Source organism: Sporosarcina sp. GW1-11, from assembly GCF_033088395.1.
In the GTDB taxonomy this organism is placed as follows: Bacteria; Bacillota; Bacilli; order Bacillales_A; family Planococcaceae; genus Sporosarcina.
This window is the reverse complement of the sequence record NZ_JAPMIW010000004.1, coordinates 50,035-75,669: the sequence shown is the minus strand read 5'-3', so window position 1 is coordinate 75,669 and position 25,635 is coordinate 50,035. Positions and strand designations below refer to the sequence as shown.

The following is a 25,635-nucleotide window of genomic DNA, read 5'->3' as shown; positions in this document are numbered from 1 at the left end:
TAGAAAAATTTTTAAAGCAAAAAGGCTGACGCTTTTGCATCAGCCTTTTTGCTTGGAACTGTCAAGCTTCAATAACGCTTGCAATTCCTCTTCTGTCAGCTCCCGATACTCTCCTAAACGCAAATCCTCGTCCAACACGAGCGGGCCCATCGTCAAGCGCTTCAGATAAATCACTTTCTTGCCTACCGCTTCAAACATCCGCTTCACTTGATGGAACTTTCCTTCCGTAATCGTCAATTCGATTTCCGAAATCTCACCAGACTGTAAAATATTCAAAATACCAGGCTTCGTTTCATAAGCATCATCCAAAATCACACCCCGAGAAAACGCCTCTGCATCTTCTTCCGTTACACGCCCCGCCACTTTTGCGAAATACGTTTTTGGTACTTCTTTTTTAGGTGACAATAAATTATGTGCTAGTTTTCCGTCATTCGTCAAAAGCAATAACCCTTCCGTATCCTTATCCAATCGACCGACTGGAAATGGCTCGAAATGTCTCTCTTCACTTCCAAGCAAATCCACTACCGTCCGATCCCGATTATCTTCCGTTGCGGATAATACGCCAGGCGGTTTATGCATCATTAAATAGATGAATTGTCTATAGATGACTTCTTCGCCCAATAAGGATATTGCATCTGATTCAGGATCGACGTGTAGCGCAGGGTCTTTCGCCACTGCACCATTCACGCGGATCATTCCTTTTTTCAATAACTGACGTACTTCTTTTCGTGAACCGTAGCCTGTATTGGATAATAATTTATCAAGTCTCATTTGTTACCCTCCCAAGCCGAAGCGTCGTGCAATTCTAGTTAGACGATCTCCGAATAATTGTTGTGCCAATCCTGATTTGAAAGCTAATAAACCGTAAATAACCGTACCTACAAATGCGCCAAGCATAACATATAGCAATGCCTGCCAACGACCGACTGGTATATGCAGCATATTCAGCCCTTTATTCGTCAACCAAACCCCAGCAAACATGACTGCATTGAAAGCCAAAATCATGAACAAACGTCTGATCACCATTTCGGACTTATAGTTTAGCGCCTTCTTAATTACGAGTAAGTTTATCGACACAGCTACGGAATAACCAATCGCTGTTGCTAAGATGGCACCATTCGTCTCAAACATTGTGATAAGCGGAATGTTAATAACCATTTTAACTAATAAGCCAAGCAATGACGTGAAGACGATCCATTTATGATGATCGATGCCTTGTAAAATTGCAGCCGTTACCGTAAACATTGCAAACAAAATAGCAACCGGTGCATAGGATGCCAGGACACTAGCTCCCGCTACATCGTATTCATATAAAAATTGATAGACTTCCGTGTTTAGAACGATCAAGCCACTAACCATAGGTATAGTCAAGAACAGCATAATTTGATACGTCTGATCAAGTGAACGCGTAACACCCTTTTGGTTATTCGTCGTATAGTCTTTCGTAATAATCGAAATAAGTGCCATTGAAAAACCAGTTGCCACCATCACGGGAATCATTACGACTTTATGTGTCAAAAAGTTCAACTTCGTCAAATATAAATCTGACACACTAGCCAAGCCGATAGATTTCATCGCACCATTGAACGTCACCATATCTACAAATTGATAAAGCGGATTAATCGTACCGACTAAAACAAACGGTAATACATAAGCAAATACTTCGGTATACATTTGACGTAGTGACACCGAACTTGCAGGTGGGCTATTCGATAATAAATAATCAAATTCATCTTGATACTTCTTCCAGTAGTAATACAAACTCCAAAGTCCCGCAAGCGCTCCAATAAACGCAGCAAACACCGCAAATTGAACGGCAATTCGTGGAGATAAATCTAGTACATTAACTACGACATATGCTCCAACTAATACAACGATAATCCGTACAATTTGTTCAATTAATTGAGAAACAGATGTCGGTTCAAATTTTTGATATCCTTGTAAAAAGCCACGTCCGATACTTAGTAAAGGAACAGCTAACAAGGCGAAACTGACCCAACGTATAACTGTAGCGATATCTTGTACAGTAAAGATTTGCTCATCATCTTTAATAACTAGTCCCGCAATCGGGTCTGCTAGGAAAAATAAGGCTAGAAATGATAGGAAACCAGTCAACGACATGACAAGCATTCCGGACTTCATCAATTTCCGACCGGTCGCATAATCTCCGAGTGCGTTATATTTCGAAACAAATTTCGAAATTGCTAGCGGTGCACCCGAAACAGCCACTGCCAATGCTAAATTATAAGGTATGTATGCATATTGATAGAGACCTACACTCTTCTCTCCTACAATCGCATAAAAAGGAATAACATAAAGTAAACCAAGTGCTTTTGATAAAAACAGACCAATCGTTAAAATGGCTGTTCCTTTAATTAGATTCGATGCCATAATTGATTCCTTCCATTTCTATAGAGATACTTGTATAGTTTACCTCTCGACGCAGCTTTTCACAATCTTTAACTGAATCCACCAGCCACTTGGTGGTATAATGAAAATCAAAACGAATGAAAGCGTGGTTCTAGCATGTATGATGTAATCGTGATCGGTGGAGGACCTTCTGGTTTAATGGCTTCCATTGCCGCAGCCGAACAAAACAAGCGCGTGTTATTGCTTGAAAAAGGACGTAAACTTGGTAATAAACTAGCAATTTCTGGTGGAGGTCGTTGTAATGTGACTAACAGACTCTCTCAAGAAGAAATTATTAAGCATATCCCCGGAAACGGTAAATTTCTATACGGACCGTTTTCCGTCTTCAATAATCAAGATATTATCGACTATTTCGAAGGCTTAGGTGTTCCATTAAAAGAAGAAGATCATGGACGAATGTTCCCGGTTTCAAACAACGCGAAAGATGTTGTCAATGCACTACTCCACCAACTGGACATGCTCGGTGTAGACATTCGTTTAGATAGCCGCGTACAAAAATTACTAATGGATGACGAAAAAATTCTAGGTGTGCGAATGGATGATGGTGAAGAATTTCGTGCACATGCCGTTGTCGTAGCGGTAGGTGGCAAAGCAGTCCCTCAGACGGGTAGTACAGGAGACGGTTACCCTTGGGCAGAACGTGCAGGCCATACCGTGACAACACTCTATCCAACAGAAGTTCCGTTGTTATCGCGCGAACCATTTATCGTCTCAAAAGAATTACAAGGTCTCGCCTTACGCGATGTAAAAGTTTCCGTACTCAATAAAAAAGGGAAAACACTTGTTACGCACCAAATGGACATGTTGTTTACTCACTTTGGTCTGAGTGGCCCTGCCATTTTACGATGCAGTCAATTTGTCGTTAAAGAGCAAATGAAAAACGGTAAACAACCTGTGCTCATGCAAATCGATTCCATACCTAATCAGCACGAGGAACAGCTAACACAAACGATAGCGAAGATTCTTAAAGATGAGTCTAAAAAACAAGTGAAGACTTCCTTGAAAGGTCTCGTTCCCGAACGTTGGTTATTGTTCTTATTGAAGAAAGCAGAGATTAACGAAACTGATATCGGTGCGGAAATTTCACGTGAAGCGATACGCAGACTCGCGCAGTTACTTAAGACATTCCCTGTTCACGTCACGGGTACGCAACCTATAGAAAAAGCCTTTGTGACAGGTGGCGGTGTATCCGTAAAAGAAATCGAGCCAAAAACGATGGCATCACGTAAAAAGAATGGTTTGTTCTTCTGCGGAGAAATCCTTGACATTCATGGCTATACAGGTGGGTATAATATAACGTCAGCATTGGTAACTGGAAGATTAGCTGGAATGAATGCAGGTTTAGTTGAATAACCATCACATCATAAAAGAAGCCGGCCAGAGAATGTATTTTCTCTAGTCGGCTTTCATTTTATTTAGCCTGCAACAATGTTTACTAAACGGCCGGGAATCGCAATAATTTTCTTCAATTCCTTACCTTCCGTCCACTGCTTCACATCTTCGTTCGCAAGAGCCGTTTGTTCCAACTCTTCTTTCGAACAATCTTTCGCCACCGTGATTTTCGCGCGAATCTTACCATTGATCTGAACAGCCACTTCTACTGTATCATCGAATAATTTCGTTTCATCATATGTCGGCCACTGCTCGTAAGCAATCGTCTCTTTATGTCCAAGCTTCTCCCAAAGTTCTTCAGACAAGTGAGGTGTGATTGGTGAAATTAATAATACGAATCCTTCGATATACGCTTTCGGTAACTTCTCCGCTTTATAGCATTCATTGATGAACACCATTAGTTGAGAAATCGCTGTATTATTACGCATAGCTTCGAAATCTTCGGTAACCTTCTTCACTGTCTGGTTATAAACTTTCTCCAATGGACCGCCAGTTTCATCCGTCAATTTATCTGTCAATGTATCATCTTCATTGACTAGTAAACGCCATACACGGTCTAGGAATCGACGGGAACCATCCAAGCCGTTTGTTGACCATTCTTTAGAAGCATCAAGTGGCCCCATGAACATTTCATAAATACGCAATGTATCCGCACCATGCGAATGAACAATATCGTCCGGATTGATAACATTACCTAGAGACTTAGACATTTTAACATGTCCTTCCCCTAGAATCATTCCTTGGTTGAATAACTTCTGGAATGGCTCTTTCGTTTGTACGACACCAATATCGTACAATACTTTATGCCAGAATCGTGCATACAATAAATGTAGAACCGCGTGTTCCGCTCCTCCAACATATATATCAACAGGCAACCAGCGCTTCGCTAGTTCCGGATCTATCAACTGCTCATCATTTTTTGGATCGATATAGCGTATATAATACCAACAGCTTCCCGCCCATTGTGGCATCGTGTTCGTTTCACGACGACCTTTCATACCTGTTTTTGGATCTACTACATTGATCCATTCTGTAATATTCGCAAGTGGTGACTCACCTGTTCCACTAGGCTTAATATTATCCGTTACAGGAAGCATCAATGGCAATTCGGATTCATCGACAGTTGTCATCGTTCCATCTTCCCAATGAATAACAGGAATCGGCTCACCCCAATAACGCTGACGGGAGAATAACCAGTCACGTAAACGATACGTAATTTTACGTTCACCCAAACCTTGTTCTTCAATCGCTTCTTCTTTACCTAAACCATTTAAGAAGTCGGAGTTCACATGCTCTCCTTCACCTGCATAAGCTTCTTCTTCAATATTGCCACCTGCTACCACTTCAATAATTGGCAAATCAAACGTCTTCGCGAATTCATAGTCACGCTCATCATGCGCAGGAACCGCCATGATCGCACCAGTACCGTAAGTCGCTAAAACATAGTCCGCAATCCAAATTGGCATTTTCTCGCCACTGGCAGGGTTGATTGCATACGCACCAGTGAATACACCTGTTTTATCTTTTGCCAAATCGGTACGCTCTAAATCACTCTTAGATTTCACAGCATCGATATAAGCATTTACGGCTTCACGCTGCGCTTCTGTCGTAATCTTGTCGACCAATTTAAGCTCAGGTGCCAATACTGCATAAGTTGCACCAAATATTGTGTCTGGACGCGTCGTGAACGCTTCAAATGAATACTCAGTATCTGCGATTTCAAACTTCAATTGTGCTCCTTCAGAGCGACCAATCCAGTTACGTTGCATATCTTTTAAACTTTCTGGCCAATCCAAATCATCTAAGTCTTCGAGTAAGCGATCCGCATATTCCGTAATTCGCAAGACCCACTGACGCATCGGACGACGTTCTACAGGGTGATTTCCACGCTCAGACAAACCATCGATTACTTCTTCATTGGCCAGTACAGTTCCTAAAGCAGGACACCAGTTAACCGCTACCTCATCAATATACGCAAGCCCTTTGTTATACAACTGAATGAATATCCATTGTGTCCACTTATAATAGCTCGGATCTGTCGTATTCACTTCACGATCCCAGTCATAAGAAAATCCAAGATCTTTCATTTGACGCTTGAATGTAGCGATGTTTTTCGCTGTGAATTCAGCCGGGTCGTTACCTGTGTCGATTGCATACTGCTCAGCAGGCAGTCCGAACGCATCCCATCCCATTGGGTGAAGAACGTTATAGCCTTGTTTACGTTTAAATGCACTCAAAATATCCGTGGCGATATAACCAAGTGGATGTCCAACGTGCAAACCTGCGCCTGACGGATACGGGAACATATCTAGTGCATAGAACTTCGGTTTGGATGGATCGTCAATCATTTTATACGTGTTGTTTTTTTCCCAATACTGTTGCCATTTTTTCTCAATTTCCGTGTGTTGATAACTCATCTGAAAATTCCTCCAATTCAAATAAAAAGACTCTCGTCCCTTTGTAAGGGACGAGAGTCAATATAGTTTCCCGCGGTACCACCCAAATTGACGGATTGCGCCGTCCAACTTGATTCCTTAACGCGGATCACGGTATTAGTTACAAACATTCACTAATACAGGCTCCTAGGCGAGTTCGTTCTTCACTACTACAGACTTGCACTAACCGTCTGCTCTCTAAAAGTAGCGATAGAAGTACTATTCCTATTCAAAGCCTTCAATATTTTCTTCAGTTTACCCGAAACACGGAGCGAATACAAGTCTTCTTATGTGGCATTTTGTCGGAATCCTGAAGTACTCTTGATTGGTAGGTGATGTATTGTCATAATCCGTGGTACAATGTCTGTTGTAAAGGAGCTGTACATAATGGAACAAATAATTTTTCCGTTTCCGAGTGAAGGGAAACGGTACCATACATGGTCACGTCATTTAAAAGATACATTCGGTTGTAAAATAGCGAAAGTCGCACTGGACGCAGGTTTTGACTGTCCGAATCGTGACGGCACAGTTGCACATGGTGGCTGCACGTTTTGTAGCGTAGCGGGTTCTGGTGATTTTGCTGGTGACCGAGTCGATGCCATCGAAGTACAATTCGCTGAAATCAAAGAACGTTCCCAGAGAAAATGGAAAGACGCAAAATACATGGCTTATTTCCAAGCGTATACGAATACGCATGCCCCTCTTCCTGTACTTAAGGAAAAGTTTGAAGCAGCCTTAGCCCAAGAAGGTGTCGTTGCGTTATCAATTGCTACACGACCTGATTGTTTACCAGACGATGTTGTTGAATATTTAGCTGAGCTTAATGAACGTACCTATTTATGGGTGGAACTTGGTTTACAAACTGTCCACGAATCCACAGCAAAACTAGTCAATCGTGCACATGATTTTGATTGTTATAAAGAAGGTGTCGACAAACTACGTAAACACGGGATTCGCATTTGCAGTCACATCATCAATGGTTTACCTGGTGAAACAGAAGAGATGATGATGGAAACCGCACAAGCTGTAGCGAAGTTAGATGTGCAAGGGATTAAAATTCATTTACTTCATTTACTTAAAGGCACACCAATGGTGAAGCAATACGAAAAAGGAAAACTAGAATTCCTAACGAAAGATGCGTATATTCATCTCGTCGTGGATCAATTAGAAATAATGCCACCAGAAATGATTGTGCACCGCATTACAGGAGATGGCCCGATTGATTTATTGATCGGACCGATGTGGAGTGTAACGAAATGGGAAGTATTAAACGGCATTGACATGGAACTTGAACGACGCAATAGTTGGCAAGGAAAAAAGTATTTACAAGAGGTGACGATGAATTGACAAACATTATCTTGCATCGTGTTCTACCGATTGCGAAGCGACTCATTTCAGAACGAGTGCTGCCTGGCGAAACAGTAGTAGACGCGACAGCAGGCAATGGAAATGACACGCTTTTTCTTGCAGAATTAGTTGGTGAAAATGGCCGTGTCGTAGCATTCGATATACAGCAAAAAGCACTTGAAACAACGCATGCACATCTTGGAAGTTTAGCGGACCGCGCTTCGTTAGTTTTAGATAGTCATGCAAATGTCCGGCAATATGTAACGGAAGAAATTGGTGGCGCAATGTTCAACCTAGGGTATTTGCCATATAGTGATGATCAAAGCATCATTACAAGACCCTCTTCAACTATTGCGGCACTCGATGCGTTATTAGGGCTTTTAAAGAAATCCGGCATTATTACTATAACCGTCTATGATGGACATGAAGGCGGAAGCGAAGAACGTGATGCCTTGCTCGCCTATGTACGAACACTTCATCAAGGTGATGTACATGCCATTCGCTATGAATTATTAAATCAGCGTCGCAATCCTCCATTTTTGATTGGGCTAGAGAAAATGAAAGATTTTACAGAAGTTCGTAAAGTCGATGAAGAATCATAACATGCCGCTGAAACTTGACAATACAAGTTTCAGCGGCATTCCCTTTTACTCTATATGACGAATATCCGCAATAGTCTCTGTCTTCATAAAATCCGTCTCTCGAACAAATCGCAGGATGTTACTAGCAGTATCTTCGGGCGTGCTAAGTAGCCCCTCTTTCTTATAGGAGATAAACTTCTGCAAGTGTGGGAATTGTTTGTTTGAAGCTGATCGAATCGTCTCTTGCATACCCGTATCAATGATACCAGGTGCAATAGAGACAATACCTACCGGGTGTTGTGCATTTTTTTGTTCTTCTGCAACGACTCTAGAGAAGTGATCGAGCCCTGCTTTTGTTGTGCAATAAATGCTCCACCCTTCATACGGATGACGACCTGCACCTGACGAGATATTCAAAATCTTCTTCGTCCCTCGATAGGATCCTAATGCCTCGATGAACGTATTGATTAGATGAATAGGTGCAGTCAAATTCACTTTCATCGCTTGTTCAACTTCTAACGAATCCAGTGCACCTACTAAACTGATTGGATCGATAACACCCGCATTATTAATTAATGTAAAAGATGTCGCTTCTTCTTTATAGTGATCTAAAATCTCTTGCAACGTATGTGCTGCATGTTTATAGTCTGTAATATCTACTTTCTCCATGCGTTCTAACTCGTCAGGATTGGTTCTTGCAAAACCATACACAACCGCGCCCGCTTCAATGAATTGCTTATACAGTTGTTGACCAATCCCTTTTGACGCACCTGTGATGATGACTACTTCCACTATATTTTACCTCCCTCTATGTATTCTACTAATCGACCTTGCACTATCTTATCAGGTAGTTCAAAAAACAAGATCCAACAATAAATAGCGATGGCAATACAAATGATGATCAACAAAATCGTCTGACGTTTATTCATTCATTCACGTCCCTTACAAGTTACTTCGGCTACAACACCTACTATAGCATAATAGAAAAACAGCCCGCTATTTCAGACCATCTGAATAACGAGCCGCTTCGTATGGATTAGGTTAGAGGTGCGAATTTATGTGCGCCACCATTTTTAATTCGCAATAAATCTGCCAGTGTTTTCACACCTTGACGATCGAGCTTCTTTAATAATGCAGTAAACACATGAGCAGTTGTTAAAGCATCCCCTAACGCACGATGGCGCTCAAAAACCTCTGTACCAAACAACTTTGCATAGTCTTCTAAATCTTGCTGTTCACCCGTCGGATCTAGATAGCGAATCAAATGCATCGTATCAAATGATGTCGGCATTTCAAACGTACATTTCTGCCTCGCTAATTCCTTTTTGATGACCATTTCATCAAAGCTTACGTGATGCCCTACCCAGCCCCCGCTTTTGTTTTTTTCAATGAATGCAAAATACTCCTCGATCGCATGCAAAGGCATAGGTGCTGTATCGACTTGTGATTGCTTTATAGTAGTCAGTTTGCTAATGACAGGCGGAATCTCTCTTGAAGGATTGACAAAGGTTTGAAATACACGATCTGTCACATCGAATCCTTCCACTTGTACGGCACCAATTTCAATCATTCGATCATTCGCCCCAATAGCAAACCCAGTAGTTTCTGTATCAAAAACAGTAAAGCTTATATCTTGCAGTGGCGTATTCAACTGAAGTGATTGCTGAAGCTCATAAGTTAATTTTTTCTTTTTCCAGAACATGCTATTGCTCCCTCTCTTTCTACTGTGAATACACATAAAATTTGTACTGGGACCTACGAATATACTATCTTATAATTTAGATAGCAAATGGGATTGAAGCGCTCGGACTGTATCTAGCGTAGTACGTAACTCATTCAATTCCCAACGTCTAAGCTTTCGCAAATCAATTTCTGTAGAAATCGATTCATTTCGTAAATGTTTTTCCCATGACATAGAAATACGGATACTCAATGAAACTTCATAGGCATGACGTATTTCATCAGCGAAGTCTTTTGTGATTTTCTTCTTTTTCTGTAATGCAGAAATAATTTCTAGAGGAGTCGCATTGATGATCCCACTGTTCACCCCTAATATTTGCAAACAATGATGCAACGGGAATAAGGCATGCTTTTTAATATCAATGACATCTGCTTTACTGCGGCCTCTAAAGATGGTTAAGAAGTTTTGCTGTAGTTGTGGAATCGGCTTCTCTTTCTCCTGCTGCGCCATATAATAGATGAATGTCGCTGATTTTTGTAATTGACTATTTACCATTTCAACAAATTGATCATTAACCGACGATTCACCGTATAAGAAACGGAAGGATAAGAAGTTATAGCCAAGTAAAATTTGTTCAGGCGTGGACTGCAATGCCCATTGACGAAGTCGCTCTTGCCACTCAACCATCGTGCCTCGCCACTGAGATTCGCTAGCCATCATAAAACCTAAACATCTCGTATACCCTGCTTTCTCCAAATGTACAACAATCTCATTGCCAAGAAGTTTGAAATATCGTTCCACTTCCTTCGCCTGAGCTACCGGCACATCTTCATAGACGAGGAAATGATCTTGATCGGTAAGCATAAACTGCTCACCTCTAGCGCCACTTCCCATTTGATACCAAGCAAACGGCACAGGTGCCACTAGCCCCTTTTCTTCCATAGACTGCACAGCAAGCATGACACAATGTTTAGCTAGACGGTCATAGAACTTCGTTATGATTTCTAATGTATGAATTGTTGAAATTTCATCTTGAATCAAGTTAGACAACACATCGTAAATTGCTGCTTTAACAACAGGCAATTTTTCAAATGAAGCTTCTTCGATCGTCTTTAAAATACTCATGGAATTCCGATCACGTTTCGTCATTAACGTAGCAAACGTTACGATACCTACGGGCTTTCCTGCTTTGACTACAGGTAAATGCTTGATTCCATGCTTATAAAACTTTGTTAACGCTTCATAATAGTAATCTGTTACTTTTGCGGTATGCGGATTTTTTGTCATTATATCCTTTGCAAGTAGTGTTGTAGGTGAACCTCCACCGGCAATTACTCGTTCCACTAAATCTTTTTCTGTAACAATACCAACTAGTTTTCCCGACTGATCTGTCACAACGATAGAACTGACGGAACTATCAATCATCAACTCTGCAATTTCTTTTGTCTTCGCCTCTGCGTGAATCGTGATTACCGGACTGTTCATAAAGTCTTGTACACGTCGAACATACGGCTCGCTCTCTCCATATTCATCCGCTAAGCGAACTTGTTCGCCTAAAGATGTATAAACATTTGATAAACGTGAGGACATTTTGCGCAATACGAAGTCACGTACACTTTGATATTCCATTCGCTTTTTAATCACTTCATAAGGAATTTGGAGACAGATTGAGTTTTCCGCGACTTCCATATCAATATGATGCTTATCAAGCGGTCTAGACATTTCACCTAAATAATAAGCAAAGTTAGAGAACCCAATAAATTCATTTTCTTGTATCACTTCAAGCATGACGGAACTTCCATCCTGCCCTTCTATTAACACTTCTGCTGATCCTTGCAAAACAAGCACTAAACCTTCTTCAGGCTTTTTAAAGTAATTAGACTTCTCAGCCTTGTCATAAAACTTTAATTTACAGGATGTTAATAATGTATTGAACTCTTCTTCTGTCGTATTAACGAATAAAGGGTTTTTATGGATTCTTTCATACAACTCACGTTCTTTTATCGTCTGCGGCATTCCAAAACCTCCTTTTTTACATTCAGCAAATCATATTCGCAATCACGGATACATTCTCGTACTTCATACTTTATTATCGCAAAGGCTCATTCAACAAAAACAACTCCCTCTTCTAATTAACTAGTAGAAGGGGGAGCGTTAGTTGAATATTAGAAAAGATTAGTTTTCAAGCTCTTTGTATCCAGTTTCTGCTTTGAAGCGAACTTCTGCATACGCAATCTCGTCTTTTTCCGGACGCTTCGCCCCAACAAGTGTACCGATCCAAGCAGCAAGGAAACCTGCTGGTACGGAAACTATGGCTGGGTTAGCATAAGGGAAAATTGGGTTACCAGTGATTAGAGTAGCACCTTCAACTGGATTCATAACACTTGGGCTGATTGCTACTAGTACTAGTGCAACGATCAAACCTGTAAGCATCGAAGCTACAGCGCCTGTTGTGTTAAATTTCTTCCAATAGATTGTTAAAAGAATTGTCGGAACGTTAGCGGATGCAGCAACACAGAATGCAAGTGATACTAGGAACGCTACGTTTAGTTTCTCAGAACCTAAAGCTAGAAGGATAGAGAATACACCAATTGAAATAGATGCCCAACGTGCTGCATTTACTTGTTGCTTCTCTGTTACTTTACCGTTTTTGAAGATTTGTCCGTAAATATCGTGAGCGATTGCAGAAGCACCAGAAAGTACTAGACCTGCAACAACTGCCAGGATTGTAGCGAAAGCAACAGCTGCTACGAATGATTCAAGTGCATCTCCACCAAGAACTCCGGCAAGCATAGGTGCCGCCATGTTTCCAGCCGCGTTTTCTGCGACGATTGCGTCTACACCAACGAATTTAGCTGCACCAAATCCAAGGAAGATAGTCAATACGTAGAAGATACCGATAATCCATACTGAATAAATTACTGATGAACGTGCTGTTTTCGCATCTTTAACTGTGAAGAAACGCATTAAGATGTGTGGAAGACCAGCAGTACCTAAAACAAGTGCGATCAAAACTGAAATAAGTCCGACTGTGTCCTTATAAACAACTCCAGATTGAAGGAATGCTTCACCATGTGGAGTCGCAGTCTTCATTGCATCAAACATACCGATGAAGTTGAAGTTGAATTTTAGTAGAACTAAGAAAGAGATAATGATTGTACCAGCCATCAATAGAACAGCTTTAATAATTTGTACCCAACTCGTTGCAGTCATTCCACCGAATAGAACGTAGATTAACATCATCGTTCCAACGATTAGAACCGCGATCCAATATTCAATACCGAATAATAATTTAATAAGAGCACCCGCACCTACTAATTGTGCAAGCATGTAGAACATAACGATGGTAATTGTGTTCAAAGCTGCCGCTCCACGCACTTTCTTTGCGCCGAAACGAGCACCAATCATATCTGCCATCGTAAACTTACCTAAGTTACGTAGTGGTTCAGCGATTAAGAATAGTACAACTAGATAGGCTGTTAACCAACCAACACTATAGTAGAAACCATCAAATCCATTTAGTGAAATCGCTCCTGCGATCCCTAGGAATGACGCTGCTGATAAGTAGTCACCAGCGATGGCCATACCGTTTTGCCAACCAGTCAAAGATCCACCAGCTGTATAGAAATCACTTGCTGTTGTCGTCTGCTTTGCTGCCCAGTATGTAATGTACAGCGTTAACGCGATTACCGAGAAGAATATTACGTAAGAAATTGCACTCATTAACCAAACCCCCTTTTTACTTTAGAACATTTTTCTCTATAATTTTATCTACGTCCTTATCAAAATGCTTTGCTTTATTCATATAAATGGAAGTAAATACCCATACCATGACGAACATAGAAAATGCATAAATCCAAGTCCAGTTTATTGCACCAATCGCAGGTCCTTCAAGAACTTTCGTATAACCTGTTAAAAGTGGTAGTGCAAAGTATGCTGCAAAGAAAAATACTACATAAGGTCTTGAAAAAGTCTGCTTTCTCTTTACTAGCGCTTTAAAGTCTTCAGTCTGCACAATTCTTTCATAGTCTAATGTGGATTTTCCACGTGTTTTTTGATTACTCATTTACTTATCCCCTTTCCATTTGAAATAACTAGTGTAACCGCTACTAAATCCCTCCATTTCTTCTGCAACCGCTTTCAACGTCGAGTTAAATAGATAATATGTCACAGCGGAGTGAGATAATCTTTTGTTATAGTACACAAGTAAACAATACCAAAGGTTCACTATAATTGCAATATTCTTTTTGAAGATTTGTAAAATTTTATATACTGCAGTAAAGCTCGCTTGGTACAAACATAAATCTAACAAATGCTAGCCAAAGTTACAAGAGCAATTTAAAATTCAATAAATTTATTTTTAAAAAACCTGAATAATCACAATTCGTTTTTCGGTTATTTTTATTACTACTGTTCAATAACAGTAAAAAGATGTAGTATATTGTATATCGGCTAATGTTAAAATGCTTTGTAAAATAGACTTATACTAGAGAAAGATGGTGTGATATTTTGCCTATACCTACTAACCATGCACAACCTGTCCGCAAGACTGCGAAGGAAAATGCATTTAGTCAATTGCAAAAGTGGATTATTGATGGAACACTTCGGCCTGGCGAGAAATTGAATGATGTAGAACTTGCGGAAGCACTTGGTGTTAGCCGAACACCAATTCGTGAATCTCTTCAGTTATTAGAAGTTCAAGGTTTTGTTCAGATGTTTCCGGGAAAAGCTACGCAAGTAACGGAAGTGGATCGTGAATCCATTTCGGATCTATTGCCTCCGCTAGCTGCATTACAAGCGTTATCAGCAGAACTTTCTATTCCTAATTTGACTGATAATATACTTAAGAAACTCCGCGATACAAATAAACGTTTTGCACAAGCCGTTGAAAAAGAAGACTATTTCCAAGCGTTGAAAATTGATGAGCAGTTCCATCAAATTATCGTGGATACCGCTAACAATTCGTATATATCTTCTTTGCTCGTCTCCCTGCAAGCACATGTACGTAGACTCTTTTTCCACAACTCTATTATTTTGACGGAAAAATCGATTGTAGAACATGAGCAAATTATCGATTTAATGAGTGCACGTGATGGCGAGCAAGTAACGAAAGTCATGCGTGAGAATTGGTTACGGGCGATTGATGAATTTCATTCACAAGAAAAAATAAATACATGAAAACAGGAAACGAATCAAATCGATTCGTTTCCTGTTTTTTTATTGAATAGTACTGATGGAAGTGCAGTGATGAATGTAACGAGTAGTACAGGTATTAACCAACCAATTCCTTGCTCATAGTACGGTATTAAGTCTATATACAATTCTTGAATGAAAGCCAACCAATTCGGCATCTGTTGTTCGATCAATGAATAGAACTTTACAAGCGCTTCAACAAAACTAACAAGAAATGCTGTAAGGGTCGCTGTCTGATAGACGAGTCTAGATTGAAGGAATAAAGGCCCCGCGAATGTCAATAACATCAATACCATCGCAAGTGGATAAAGCAGTACGAGTACGGGAAGTGAGAACTTAATAATATTATCCAACCCGAAATTTGCAACAAATAAACAAAACATTGAAAAGAAAACGACGAATACTTTGTAACTAATCCTCGGAATGATGGAATGGAAGTATTCACCACACGCTGTAAGTAAACCGATTGCTGTTGTCAAACACGCTAGCATGATGACTACACCGAGCAATACAAGTCCAATAGAGCCAAAAAAATGTGACGCGGTCTGACTAAGGACGGCTCCTCCCCCGTCTAAATAGCCAAATAACTCTACCGATGTTGCGCCAAGATAAGCAATCCCTAAATAAATAATTGCCAAGAACCCCGCTGCAACAAATCCTGTTTTGGCGGTAGACGTCAAAATTTGTTTTTTACTCTTTATACCCATTGCATGTAAAGCGTTAATCACAATAATCCCAAATACAAGTGAAGCCAACGCGTCCATTGTATTATATCCATCAAGAAAACCTGCAAAGAACGATGTCTCTATATATGGTTCTTGTGGAGCTTGAATCTTCCCTATCGGATGAATAAGCGTCATCGCAATTAAACCGATTAATAGGATGATAATCAAGGGTGATAAGTATTTACCGACCCTATCAACGATTTTCGCGGGATTCAATGATAACCACATGCTAACACCAAAGAAAAACACTGTGAATAAAGTCCTAGCTATATCGACAGGGAAGCTATTTAAAAATGGCGCCACTCCAATATCAAAAGCTACTGCTCCTGTTCGTGGTGCAGCAAAAAATGGACCGATCGTTAAATATAAGATTGCTGTAAATAAAACAGCATATACAGGATGAATTTGACTAGCTAAGTCCTGTAAATCTTTCTTTCCTGAAAATCCAATAGCTAAAATACCTAGAAAGGGTAATCCAACACCTGTTACCAAAAATCCTAACATCGCCTTCCAGGTATGAGTTCCTCCGAGCTGCCCTAATTCTGCGGGGAAGATCAAATTACCTGCACCGAAAAATAAAGCGAACAGCATAACGCCTATAACTAGACTTGATGAAAATGACAGTTTCTTCTCCATTTGACCCAAAATCCCCCTACTAATAACTAGGTTTTTATGTATGCAATATATTGCGTATCCCCATAGTACGCTTACCTAATTAGAAAATCAATACGTCTATAAATCATTTAACTATTGGCTTTATTTCTAACCTACTGACTATTCATTCATATCAATTCACATTCGTACTTTTCAAGTTCCTTCTCTTAAATGGGGATTTGAATATGAGTCAATTCAAAAAATCTAGTTGCGTATGCAACTAGATTCTTCTATTGTATATTCTTTTAATTCAAGACAAATTTCGTCTTACTATATCCTTCTTTCATCTTCGTCACTTCTAATGTTGCAGGGATCGCCTCTTTCATCTCCTCTATGTGGGAAATAACGCCAATCATTCTACCAGATTGTTGAAGAGCAATTAATGTATCAATCGCTTTTTGGATTGCCTCTTCATCTAGCGCCCCGAATCCTTCATCAATAAACATCGTCTCCATACGCACAGCGCCTTGAAAACTCTGGATTACATCAGCCATACCAAGTGCCAAGCATAGTGAAGCATTGAATTTTTCTCCACCCGATAAGGTTTTAACGTCCCTTGTCTGTCCCGTATATGCATCATTCACATCTATTCCGAGGCCACTTTGCTTACCTCTCATCTCTTGACGATCACTACGGACTAATTCATATTGGCCGTTTGACAGATCACGTAATCGGATGTTAGCAGCTTGAATAATTCGTTCCAAGTATTCGATTTGAATATATCGTTCAAAAGAGATTTTGAGTCGATTTTGACCTCGAACAACATCGTATAGATTCGTCACTTTACCGTACGTTTCCTCTAATGTAACGACACGAGATTTACTTGTTTCTAGTTGCTCACATAAGTCCTGAGCAGCCTGTTGCCACGTACGTGTTTGATTATATGTTTCTAATGCCTTCTCATATTGTTCTTTCAGTTGCTGTACTTGTTGCTCTATTACCTCAAGTTCAACAGGTTGCTTACCTTCTGTCACTCGTTTCAATTCATCCAAAGTTGCTTTAACAGTATGAAGTTGCTGTTCATATGTTTGTAATTGTTGCTGAATTTCCTGTCTGCGATTATGAGGTAACTTTACTTGTAGATAGCTTTCTTCCGAATTAAAACCTTGTTCTTTCAGGCGTTGCTTAAAAGCTTGTACACTGTTCACTAGTTTTTCTTTCATTTCTAAGACGGCTTGCTTCTCCATCTGGTGTCGTGAATCGAGTTTCGTTTGTAGCGTACTAGCTTCCTGCAGTTGCTGTTGGATCGTTTTCCACTCATTCTCCAAATGTTCAGTAGCCGCTTCTTTCATTCGAATTTGCTGCTGCAAGGCCGGTAGTTCTCTTAATTCTTTCGGTACTGTTGAAATCGAATGATCATAGAGCGCTCGCTTTGTTTCAAACTCTCCATTCGTTTCATTACGTAGTTGCTGTAATGTTTTTGACTGGGTATATCGTTGTTCTTGAGAGAGTTCAGCTTGCGCATACGATTCTTTTTTAACCTTCAGCACTTCACGTTTTTTTCGTAAGGACGCAACTTTCTGAGTCAACTCCACCCGTTGTTCTTCGTAATCATGCACAAGATTGACTTGCCGTTCCGATAGTTCAGCTTTGATTGTTTCGATTTGTTGCTGAAGTTGCTGTCTTTCTGCTTGCTTGGCATGGAAAAATTGATCTTTTTTCTGCAATTCTTTCTTCGCATCGTCTACTTGTTGCTTAGTCACCTGCTGCTCCCCAATACTTGTCGCTTTTGCAGGATGATCGATACTACCGCACACTGGACAGGCATCACCATCGTGCAATGAAGTAGCTAATAAAAGTGCCTGGTTACTAATCCAATGACCTTCAAGTTTCTGGTAAGCAACTGCACTCGTTTCATTTTCCACTTTAGCAACTTCGTATTGTTGATCAAGTAACTTACAAGCAAGGACTTGCTGTTGATAGTGTTTTAAAAGCTTTGCAATATCTGTAACGTTTGATAGTTCGTCCACATGTAGCTCATAGTCTTCTAATGCAGATTCGAGTGCTTTTATTTCATCCTTCTGCGCGTTAATGGATAATTGTTGTTGTTCGATTTCTTGAAGGTTTTGCTGTAATTGTTTATCAAGTTGCGCTACATTTTTCTGTAATTGTTCAATCTGTTGAAGCTGCGCAGTAAGGCCTGATACTGTTGGCAAGTGCCCTTTTAATTGGAGCAACTCTTCTTTCAAAGCTATACGTTCAGGCTCCATTGCTTGTTGCTCACTATAACTAGCTGTTGTTTGGACTAGTTTTTCATTAGCAGTCGCAAGTAAAGCTATAGCTTCTTGATAGCTAGCTTCCTTCTTTTGTAATTCGATTTCGTTCGCCTTCACTTGTTGCTCTAAGTCTTCGAGCATTGCTGCACGTTCTGCTTCTTGGAGCTGTTGCTTAAGGCTAGTTATTTCTGCTGTTTTCATTTCAAGTTGCGCAAGTTCTAGCTGACGCTTTAGAAGTTTGTCAAATTGTTCATTCATGGAACGCGCATTGTATAATTCTTTTTGCTTATCATCATGCGCTTTATAAAGATTTGTATAGTCACCGTTATGTGCAGCAGATTTCTCTTTATAATAGACGTTTTCTTCTTGAAGACCCACGATCAATTGATGGTAGTTTGGATATTCTGAAGCTAGCTCTGTGAATAACAAAGATTCTCGCAAGGGTAATTTTGCAGGTATTTGATGAAGGATCGTGTCGCTCATCTGTTTTTCCTGTAAATACGCTGCATGCGCTTCATCTTTATCGACAATTTTTTGATACGGTTCGGTTTTGAAGATTTTTCGCATTATCGCTTCTTTATTTCCTGTATCAGACGTTAAGAATTTACGAAATTCTCCTTGTGGCAACATCATGATTTGGCTAAATTGTGCATGCGTGAATCCGAGTAATTGCTCGATTTTTTCATTTACTTCCGTCACGATTTGCCTATCGACTACAGGAATCGATTGCTCTCCTTTTATTTCATATAATTCACAACGTCCAAGCGTATCCGATTTATTGCCTTGTTTTCTATAAGGGATTTGGCGTAACACACGAAATCTACGTTGATGAATATCAAATATCAATTCTACAGTTGTCTGAACAGCATCATCCGCAAATTGACTGCGCAACGCTTTCGTATCTGTTCGATCTTCACCACTCGCTTGTCCGTACAGCGCAAAACAAATGCCATCGAATATCGTTGTTTTCCCGGCTCCCGTCTTTCCGGAGATAACAAATAGACGGTGCTCTTTTAAGTCGCGGAAATCTACTATTTCAGTATCTTTATACGGACCGAACGCTGTCATAGTCAATTGAATAGGCTTCATACGTTTTCCTCCTCATTCACTTCCCACAAAACCTCAGCGAATAACTGCGCTGTTTCAGCGTCGACCTCTTCCCCCTGTAATTCTTTATAGAAGGAAGAAAACATCGCACGGTCATCTTGTCGTTTTTCTACATCTACTGTGCTGCCAAGACTTTCTGTTGAAGAGGCGAATAGTTTGCGCTCTACATGCATTGCATTAGGAAAGACGGAGCGAATTTTCTCCATCGGTTGTATGATTGGCACGGTATCAAGGAGTTTAACGAATACGTAATCTTCATTTGAATCCATTGCAAGCACTTCCTCCATCGTCCCTTCGACTGTACGGACATCATGTAATGGATGTAGTAATCTTTTCTCAATCTCCACTTGACCATCTTCTTGTAAGTTGACCATTAGATAACCTTTTTGATGATTCTCTTCAGATATGGAATATTTTAAAGGAGAGCCCGAATAACGTATCGTTTCATTGCCTACAAAATGCGCTCTATGCAAATGGCCGAGTGCCGTATAATGGAACGGCTCAAATAAATCAGAGGAGACGTATTCTGCTCCTCCGATGGATAAAGGCCGTTCCGCATCACTTGTATTGTCTTCCTTTTCACCATGCGGCGTGATAAACGCGTGACCGATGAAGACATGTCTTGCCTCTTGATCCATTGATTGCTGAATAGTCCCGATGATTTTCTTCATCGCTTGCTGATGGCTAGTAACTATATCATCTTTAAACAAATGACTGACAACTGAAGGATCCGCATAAGGGATAAGATGAAAATTTACGTCACCAAACGGATCTTGCAATATTACAGGTTGCAAATCTTCACGTAGTTCACCTGTTATGTAGAGTCCTTGGTCTTTCATGAATGTACTACCAAAATGCAGTCTGCTAGGGCTATCATGGTTACCTGCTATGGCTATCACTGGTGTTTTTAGATCAATGACTATTTCATGTAAGACTTCATTTAACAGTCCGACAGCTTCTGTTGGGGGGATTGCTCTGTCGTACAAGTCTCCTGCAATAATGACGACATCTGGTCGTTCTGTCTTAATATCTTCAATAAAGGCCTGCAAGATGTAGCGTTGGTCTTCTGTCATGTAGACACCTTGAACTAGTTTCCCAAGATGCCAGTCAGCCGTGTGAAATATTTTCAATATAGCCACCTCTTCTTTTAATAAAATTTGCTAGTTAATGAATCATCCGCTTCTTTAAGCACTTCGCCAATCTTCCGTTCATGGATGACTAAATCTGCTAGATGATCCATTTCGGTCGGTTCCATGTTAATAATTACGAGTTTTGCACCTGCTTGCTTCGCCATAATCGGGAATTGGTTTGCCGGCGTGACAGTTAAGGATGATCCGAGAACGATGAATAAGTCTGCTCTTTCGCTTTCAACTATCGATTGGATAAAAGGCTCTTCCGGCAACATTTCACCGAATAACACAACGGACGGACGTAACTTCCCACCACAATCACAATAGAAGTCATCTTGTTCATAACGCTCATTGCCGTAGACTTCCCCACAACTTTCGCAATGAACTTTGCGTAATGTACCATGTAGTTCCATGATGTTATTCGATCCAGCCATCGTGTGAAAGCCATCGACATTTTGTGTGATGATGCCGTTGATTAAGCCTTGATGTTCCCATTTCGCCAAGATTTCATGTCCTTTATGTGGACCTGTTTCTTTCGCAGCAACTACGCGGTGTTTATAGAACTGGAAAAATTGTTCGACGTGGTGATTTAGCGCTGTGACGCTTGCCACCTTTGACGGATCTTCCATTTCCCACATGCCCGTCTTTGCGGAACGGAAATCAGGTAATCCACTCTCTGTTGACATTCCTGCACCTGTGTAGACAATCGTACGCTTCGATTCCTTCAATAAATTAGCTAGCATATCTCTCATCCTTTCCGTTTATACGAAATTACGTTCTATATATATAGTAGCATATTTTGTTTTTAGCAGGATTGACAATAACTTAAGGATATAGAATAAGTGACGTTATAAGCGCTTCGGTATTTACGCTTTAAAAGCGAGCGCTTTCTGAAGAGTGTGGCTTGCGCGCAGTGTAACACGTTACTTTTACTTCCCCTATTCTTTCAAACAAAAAAACGAGCACCCTCTAAAGGATACTCGTTCGCTTTTATTTAGATATCATCTCATTAATTACTTTTAAATCAATCAACCCGTCAATGTCGTTCGTTTTAATATAGTCTGCTTCTTGACTGATGTCAGCCATTTCTTGTAACACGTCTTCGTTAACGTCAGTTGTTACTTCAATACGGCTGAATGCAGCTTCTAGTTCGTCTGCTCCTAGCTCTTTACCTGTTAAGTCCTTGATATGTTTTACGACAAGTGCTTGTGCTTCTTCTGGCTCGTCACGCACGAATTGTACAGCTTTCGCATGCGCTGACAAATAAGCTTTTACTAAATCATCATGCTTCAAGAAATTGTCGCTCGTTGCAACAACTGTGTTCGTAGATTCTTTACCCCATGCGAAGTCTTCCCAATCCAATAACAGTTTTCCGCCCGCTTGGTTTTGCAAAATATAGCCCCAAGGTTCTTGTGTCGCTGCACCATCTACTGAGTTTTGGATGAACAACGTTGCTGTATCAGCCGGAGCCGCTGCGAAGAATTCTACCGATCCACCATTAGCTTTTGCTTTCAAATCAACGTCTTTCAACGCTTTACGTAACATGACATCCTGTGTACTACCGATTACTGGAATCGCAATACGCTTACCATCTAAATCCGCTAATTCATTAATATCACTGTCACCATCTGCAACTAATACCGCACCACCATTCACTGCTCCAGAAACGATATGGTATTTCGGGTCTTTGACGAAATAGTTAATGATGGGCCCTGGTCCTACTGTACCTATATCAATCGAGTTTGAAGCCATTGCTTCCATGAACAATCCACCATTACTTACGGTTTTCGTTGAGATTTTGATGTCTTCACCGAATTCTTCTTCGAAATAGTTCTTCTCTAACCCAATAATTGTAGCAATATGTGTTAAGTTGGGAAAATAACCGATCTTCACTTCATTTTTTTCAGCATCCTCCGCGTCTTTATTGCCACATCCAGCTAAAAGTCCAGCAACCGCCACTGCTGAAAGTAATCCACCTAGTAATTTCTTTTTCATATTCCATTCCTCTTTTCTAATTCAGCGAGTTACGCTCGAATTCCCCATTTTCTTTCTACACTTCGTTCCAAACGTAAGAATAATACGTTATCCATAATTGTACCGATCACACCGATGATGATCATAACGGAAATAACTAAATCCATTTGCCCGAGTGCCCTACCTGCTTCGAGTAGTTGACCTAACCCAACACTAGCGCCTAGTAATTCCCCTGCCATGAGTGCACGCCAGGAGAAAGCCCAAGCTATACGTAAACCTGATATTAATTGTGGCACAGATGCAGGTAAGATTACCGTACGTAAGAAGTGAAACCCACCTGAACCAAGCGATTTCGCTACACGCTGGTAAAGTATGGGTACGTTTTTGAATCCACTTGTCGCATTGACAATCATCGTCCACGTAGCCCCTAATGTAACAATGAATAAAATCGCAAAATCATTTAGGCCAAACCAGATGATCGCCAGTGGAAACCATACGATACTTGGAATCGACTGCAATGCAGTGACTAAAAAACCAAGTGTATCTTCAATTAGCTTATAGCGCCAAATTAAGTAACCTAAGATGAGGCCGAGTACAGAGGCGATGGTAAATCCGATAAGCAAGCGACTTAGGCTGGCACCAATCGCGGTTAAAATCTGACCGGAGAGAAGTCCTGAAAACAAAGTAGACATGACTTGCGTGAAACTCGGAAACATAAAGTCTGGTAACTCTGATAGTCTAGATGTGACTTCCCATATCGCCACTAGTATCCCGAGAAACACTATTCGTCTTAAAGCTGTAGTCATCGCCCATCTCCTCCTTCAACACTTTCTCTATTTCATCTTGCAGTTCAGCCAAAATCTGTTTTTCTAGTCGCAACATTACATCATTTGGTTCGATGCCATCTTTCGAATCTTTCGAATTAAAAATTGCTTTAATTTTTCCAGGCCGAGTAGCGAACACGACAATCTTTTGTGAAAGTAGTACTGCTTCTCGAATATTATGTGTAATGAAGAAAACTGTCACTTTCGTTTTTCTCCAAATTTCCAACAACTCTTTATGCAAAACCATGCGCGTCTGTTCATCCAGTGCTGCGAATGGTTCATCCATCAATAAAATATCCGGCTCCATAACTAGCGCCCTCGCAATAGAGACACGCTGTTTCATACCGCCTGATAACTGGTGTGGATAAGAATTTATATAATTTCCCAAGTGAACCATTTTCAGCATTTCAATCGCTTTCTGTTCTGCTTCCTTTTTTGGCATCTTCTTTAGTAGCAAACCGTACGTCACATTATCGAGTACCGTTAGCCAAGGAAATAATCCCGCTTCCTGAAAGACCACGACACGATCAGAACCTGAGCCTGTTACTTCGTTGCCATTAATGCTAATTGTTCCTGAATCGGCTTTTTCAAGTCCAGCTATCAAATACAGCATCGTGGACTTCCCACAGCCAGAAGGCCCTACAATTGAAACAAACTGACCCTTTTCTACTTCTAGATCAATATGATCCAACACTTTGACTGTTCCCTTTTCTTTGTGGGGAAAGCTCTTTTCTATTCCTTTAATTGATAAGTACATCACGATTCCCCCCGCCTATCATTTTCTCAATTGTGCATTCGCTTTATCTAATCCCTAGTATCTTTATATGTATTACTATGTATATAATCTACCATTCCTGTAGGTTTTGTCAACTCTATTTCGAAAATTCTTTTTTCACATGCTTTATTTCTTAAAAATATAAAAAAACACTTTAGGCATAAGGATTTCCATTGAGACTTTTCAAATCAAAAAACCTCTCCCACAAATTATGGAAGAGGTTCATTCTATTCATTCATTGAAATAAATCACTAGATAAATACCTTTCACCCGAGTCTGGCGCAATGCAAACGACTGTATCTTCAGGTGTCAGACGCTTCGCTACCTGTAATGCAGCGTAGAGTGATGCACCGCCAGAAGGACCTAATAAAACGCCTTCTTGTTTTGCAAATTGGCGAACCGTTCTGTACGCATCTTCATCTTCAATACGGAAAATTTCATCATATATATCTGTATTTAACACAGATGGAATGAAACCAGGGCTTGTGCCAACTAGTTTATGTTTACCGGGCTTACCACCGGATAGTACTGGCGATCCTGCAGGTTCTACTACATGTACTGTAATGTTGGGGTCATGTTGTTTAAGCGACTCTCCCGTCCCTGTCACCGTTCCACCCGTGCCTGATGTACAGACGAATGCCGTTAGTTTTCGATCAATCGAAGCTATCGACTCGATAATCTCAACCGCTGTTGTATGACGGTGACTATCCGGGTTTGCTTTGTTTTCGAACTGCATAGGGATGAAGCTGTTTTCAATAGACCCTGCAATCTCATTCGCTTTCGCAATAGCCCCCGGCATACGATTGGCACTTGGTGTCAGCACAACTTTGGCTCCGTATGCTTTCATTAAGTTAATACGTTCAATTGTTGAATTATCCGGCATAACAAAAATCGCAGGATAGCCTTTCGCTGCTGCATTCATGGCGAGGCCGATACCCGTATTACCGGATGTCGGTTCGATAATCGTAGCACCCGGAGTTAAGACGCCGCTTTTTTCTGCTTCTGCAAGCATTTGATATGCCGCACGGTCTTTAACACTTCGACTTGGATTAAAGTATTCTAGTTTGACGTAAACAGCTGCACCATTCGTGTCACCAAGCGTTCGAACTTTTACAAGCGGTGTATCGCCAATCAACTCTGCCATATTGTTTACTACCTTCATTGTGCACAC

General features: G+C 40.6%; 21 protein-coding genes and 1 other annotated feature. Of the genes, 4 read left to right on the top strand and 17 right to left on the bottom strand.

Features of this window, described 5'->3' with window-relative positions:
• Window positions 1–39 precede the first annotated feature (39 nt).
• Together ORD22_RS04400 and ORD22_RS04395 are read right to left on the bottom strand one after the other, a co-directional pair.
• Window positions 40–771, bottom strand: coding sequence for a pseudouridine synthase (locus tag ORD22_RS04400; protein ID WP_317644675.1), 732 nt, complete (start codon window positions 769–771; stop codon window positions 40–42).
• 3 nt (window positions 772–774) lie between these two features.
• Window positions 775–2,391, bottom strand: a complete 1,617-nt coding sequence (locus ORD22_RS04395) for a putative polysaccharide biosynthesis protein (RefSeq protein ID WP_317644674.1) — start codon at window positions 2,389–2,391, stop codon at window positions 775–777.
• A gap of 135 nt (window positions 2,392–2,526) precedes the next feature.
• Between ORD22_RS04395 and ORD22_RS04390 the strand changes: the two genes are divergently transcribed.
• Window positions 2,527–3,783: a BaiN/RdsA family NAD(P)/FAD-dependent oxidoreductase gene (locus tag ORD22_RS04390; protein ID WP_317644673.1), complete on the top strand. Its 1,257-nt coding sequence runs from the start codon at window positions 2,527–2,529 to the stop codon at window positions 3,781–3,783.
• 62 nt (window positions 3,784–3,845) lie between these two features.
• Here ORD22_RS04390 and leuS read toward each other — a convergent pair whose 3' ends face one another.
• Window positions 3,846–6,239, bottom strand: a complete 2,394-nt coding sequence (gene leuS, locus ORD22_RS04385) for a leucine--tRNA ligase (RefSeq protein WP_317644672.1) — start codon at window positions 6,237–6,239, stop codon at window positions 3,846–3,848.
• A 43-nt stretch (window positions 6,240–6,282) separates the two neighbouring features.
• Window positions 6,283–6,499: a binding site (T-box leader), on the bottom strand.
• A gap of 145 nt (window positions 6,500–6,644) precedes the next feature.
• Between leuS and mnmL the strand changes: the two genes are divergently transcribed.
• Together mnmL and mnmM are read left to right on the top strand one after the other, a co-directional pair.
• Window positions 6,645–7,604: a tRNA modification radical SAM protein MnmL/YtqA gene (gene mnmL, locus ORD22_RS04380; RefSeq protein WP_317644670.1), complete on the top strand. Its 960-nt coding sequence runs from the start codon at window positions 6,645–6,647 to the stop codon at window positions 7,602–7,604.
• A complete protein-coding gene (gene mnmM, locus ORD22_RS04375; RefSeq protein WP_317644669.1) occupies window positions 7,601–8,206 on the top strand; it encodes a tRNA 5-(aminomethyl)-2-thiouridylate-methyltransferase MnmM in 606 nt (201 codons plus the stop codon). The genes mnmL and mnmM overlap by 4 nt, the downstream gene beginning before the upstream one ends.
• A 45-nt stretch (window positions 8,207–8,251) precedes the next feature.
• Here the strand turns inward: mnmM and ORD22_RS04370 are convergent, their stop codons facing one another.
• The 6 genes from ORD22_RS04370 to ORD22_RS04345 all read right to left on the bottom strand — a co-directional run bounded on the left by ORD22_RS04370 (window position 8,252) and on the right by ORD22_RS04345 (window position 13,932).
• Entirely contained in the window at window positions 8,252–8,977 is a 726-nt protein-coding gene (locus tag ORD22_RS04370; protein WP_317644668.1) for an SDR family NAD(P)-dependent oxidoreductase, read from the bottom strand.
• Window positions 8,977–9,114 carry a hypothetical protein gene (locus tag ORD22_RS04365; RefSeq protein WP_317644667.1) on the bottom strand — a complete coding sequence of 46 codons (138 nt, stop codon included), beginning with the start codon at window positions 9,112–9,114 and terminating at the stop codon, window positions 8,977–8,979. The genes ORD22_RS04370 and ORD22_RS04365 overlap by 1 nt, the downstream gene beginning before the upstream one ends.
• Window positions 9,115–9,221: 107 nt before the next feature.
• Window positions 9,222–9,887 carry a 3'-5' exonuclease gene (locus ORD22_RS04360; protein WP_317644666.1) on the bottom strand — a complete coding sequence of 222 codons (666 nt, stop codon included), beginning with the start codon at window positions 9,885–9,887 and terminating at the stop codon, window positions 9,222–9,224.
• A 69-nt stretch (window positions 9,888–9,956) separates the two neighbouring features.
• Entirely contained in the window at window positions 9,957–11,882 is a 1,926-nt protein-coding gene (locus ORD22_RS04355; RefSeq protein WP_317644665.1) for a DUF294 nucleotidyltransferase-like domain-containing protein, read from the bottom strand.
• Between the two features lie 159 nt (window positions 11,883–12,041).
• Window positions 12,042–13,589 carry a solute symporter family protein gene (locus ORD22_RS04350; protein ID WP_317644664.1) on the bottom strand — a complete coding sequence of 516 codons (1,548 nt, stop codon included), beginning with the start codon at window positions 13,587–13,589 and terminating at the stop codon, window positions 12,042–12,044.
• A 16-nt stretch (window positions 13,590–13,605) separates the two neighbouring features.
• The gene (locus ORD22_RS04345) at window positions 13,606–13,932 is read right to left on the bottom strand and encodes a DUF485 domain-containing protein (protein ID WP_317644663.1); all 327 of its coding nucleotides are present in this window, start codon (window positions 13,930–13,932) and stop codon (window positions 13,606–13,608) included.
• Between the two features lie 443 nt (window positions 13,933–14,375).
• On the opposite strand from ORD22_RS04345, the gene ORD22_RS04340 reads away from it, so the two are divergent.
• Window positions 14,376–15,044: a GntR family transcriptional regulator gene (locus ORD22_RS04340; RefSeq protein WP_317644662.1), complete on the top strand. Its 669-nt coding sequence runs from the start codon at window positions 14,376–14,378 to the stop codon at window positions 15,042–15,044.
• 14 nt (window positions 15,045–15,058) lie between these two features.
• On the opposite strand, the gene brnQ is transcribed toward ORD22_RS04340, so the two are convergent.
• From brnQ to cysK, 8 genes are all read right to left on the bottom strand, one after another.
• Window positions 15,059–16,420 (bottom strand): branched-chain amino acid transport system II carrier protein, encoded by a 1,362-nt coding sequence (gene brnQ, locus ORD22_RS04335; RefSeq protein ID WP_317644661.1) that lies wholly within the window; start codon window positions 16,418–16,420, stop codon window positions 15,059–15,061.
• Between the two features lie 263 nt (window positions 16,421–16,683).
• A complete protein-coding gene (locus tag ORD22_RS04330) occupies window positions 16,684–19,743 on the bottom strand; it encodes an SMC family ATPase (protein ID WP_317644660.1) in 3,060 nt (1,019 codons plus the stop codon).
• A complete protein-coding gene (locus ORD22_RS04325; protein WP_317644659.1) occupies window positions 19,740–20,891 on the bottom strand; it encodes an exonuclease SbcCD subunit D in 1,152 nt (383 codons plus the stop codon). The genes ORD22_RS04330 and ORD22_RS04325 overlap by 4 nt, the downstream gene beginning before the upstream one ends.
• Before the next feature lie 17 nt (window positions 20,892–20,908).
• Complete coding sequence (locus ORD22_RS04320; protein WP_317644658.1) at window positions 20,909–21,634, bottom strand: NAD-dependent deacylase; 726 nt, start codon at window positions 21,632–21,634, stop codon at window positions 20,909–20,911.
• A gap of 247 nt (window positions 21,635–21,881) precedes the next feature.
• Complete coding sequence (locus ORD22_RS04315) at window positions 21,882–22,886, bottom strand: aliphatic sulfonate ABC transporter substrate-binding protein (protein ID WP_317644657.1); 1,005 nt, start codon at window positions 22,884–22,886, stop codon at window positions 21,882–21,884.
• A 29-nt stretch (window positions 22,887–22,915) separates the two neighbouring features.
• A complete protein-coding gene (locus ORD22_RS04310) occupies window positions 22,916–23,671 on the bottom strand; it encodes an ABC transporter permease (RefSeq protein ID WP_317644656.1) in 756 nt (251 codons plus the stop codon).
• Window positions 23,604–24,446 carry an ABC transporter ATP-binding protein gene (locus ORD22_RS04305; protein WP_317644655.1) on the bottom strand — a complete coding sequence of 281 codons (843 nt, stop codon included), beginning with the start codon at window positions 24,444–24,446 and terminating at the stop codon, window positions 23,604–23,606. The genes ORD22_RS04310 and ORD22_RS04305 overlap by 68 nt, the downstream gene beginning before the upstream one ends.
• 253 nt (window positions 24,447–24,699) lie before the next feature.
• Entirely contained in the window at window positions 24,700–25,626 is a 927-nt protein-coding gene (gene cysK, locus ORD22_RS04300; RefSeq protein ID WP_317644654.1) for a cysteine synthase A, read from the bottom strand.
• Window positions 25,627–25,635: the final 9 nt, after the last annotated feature.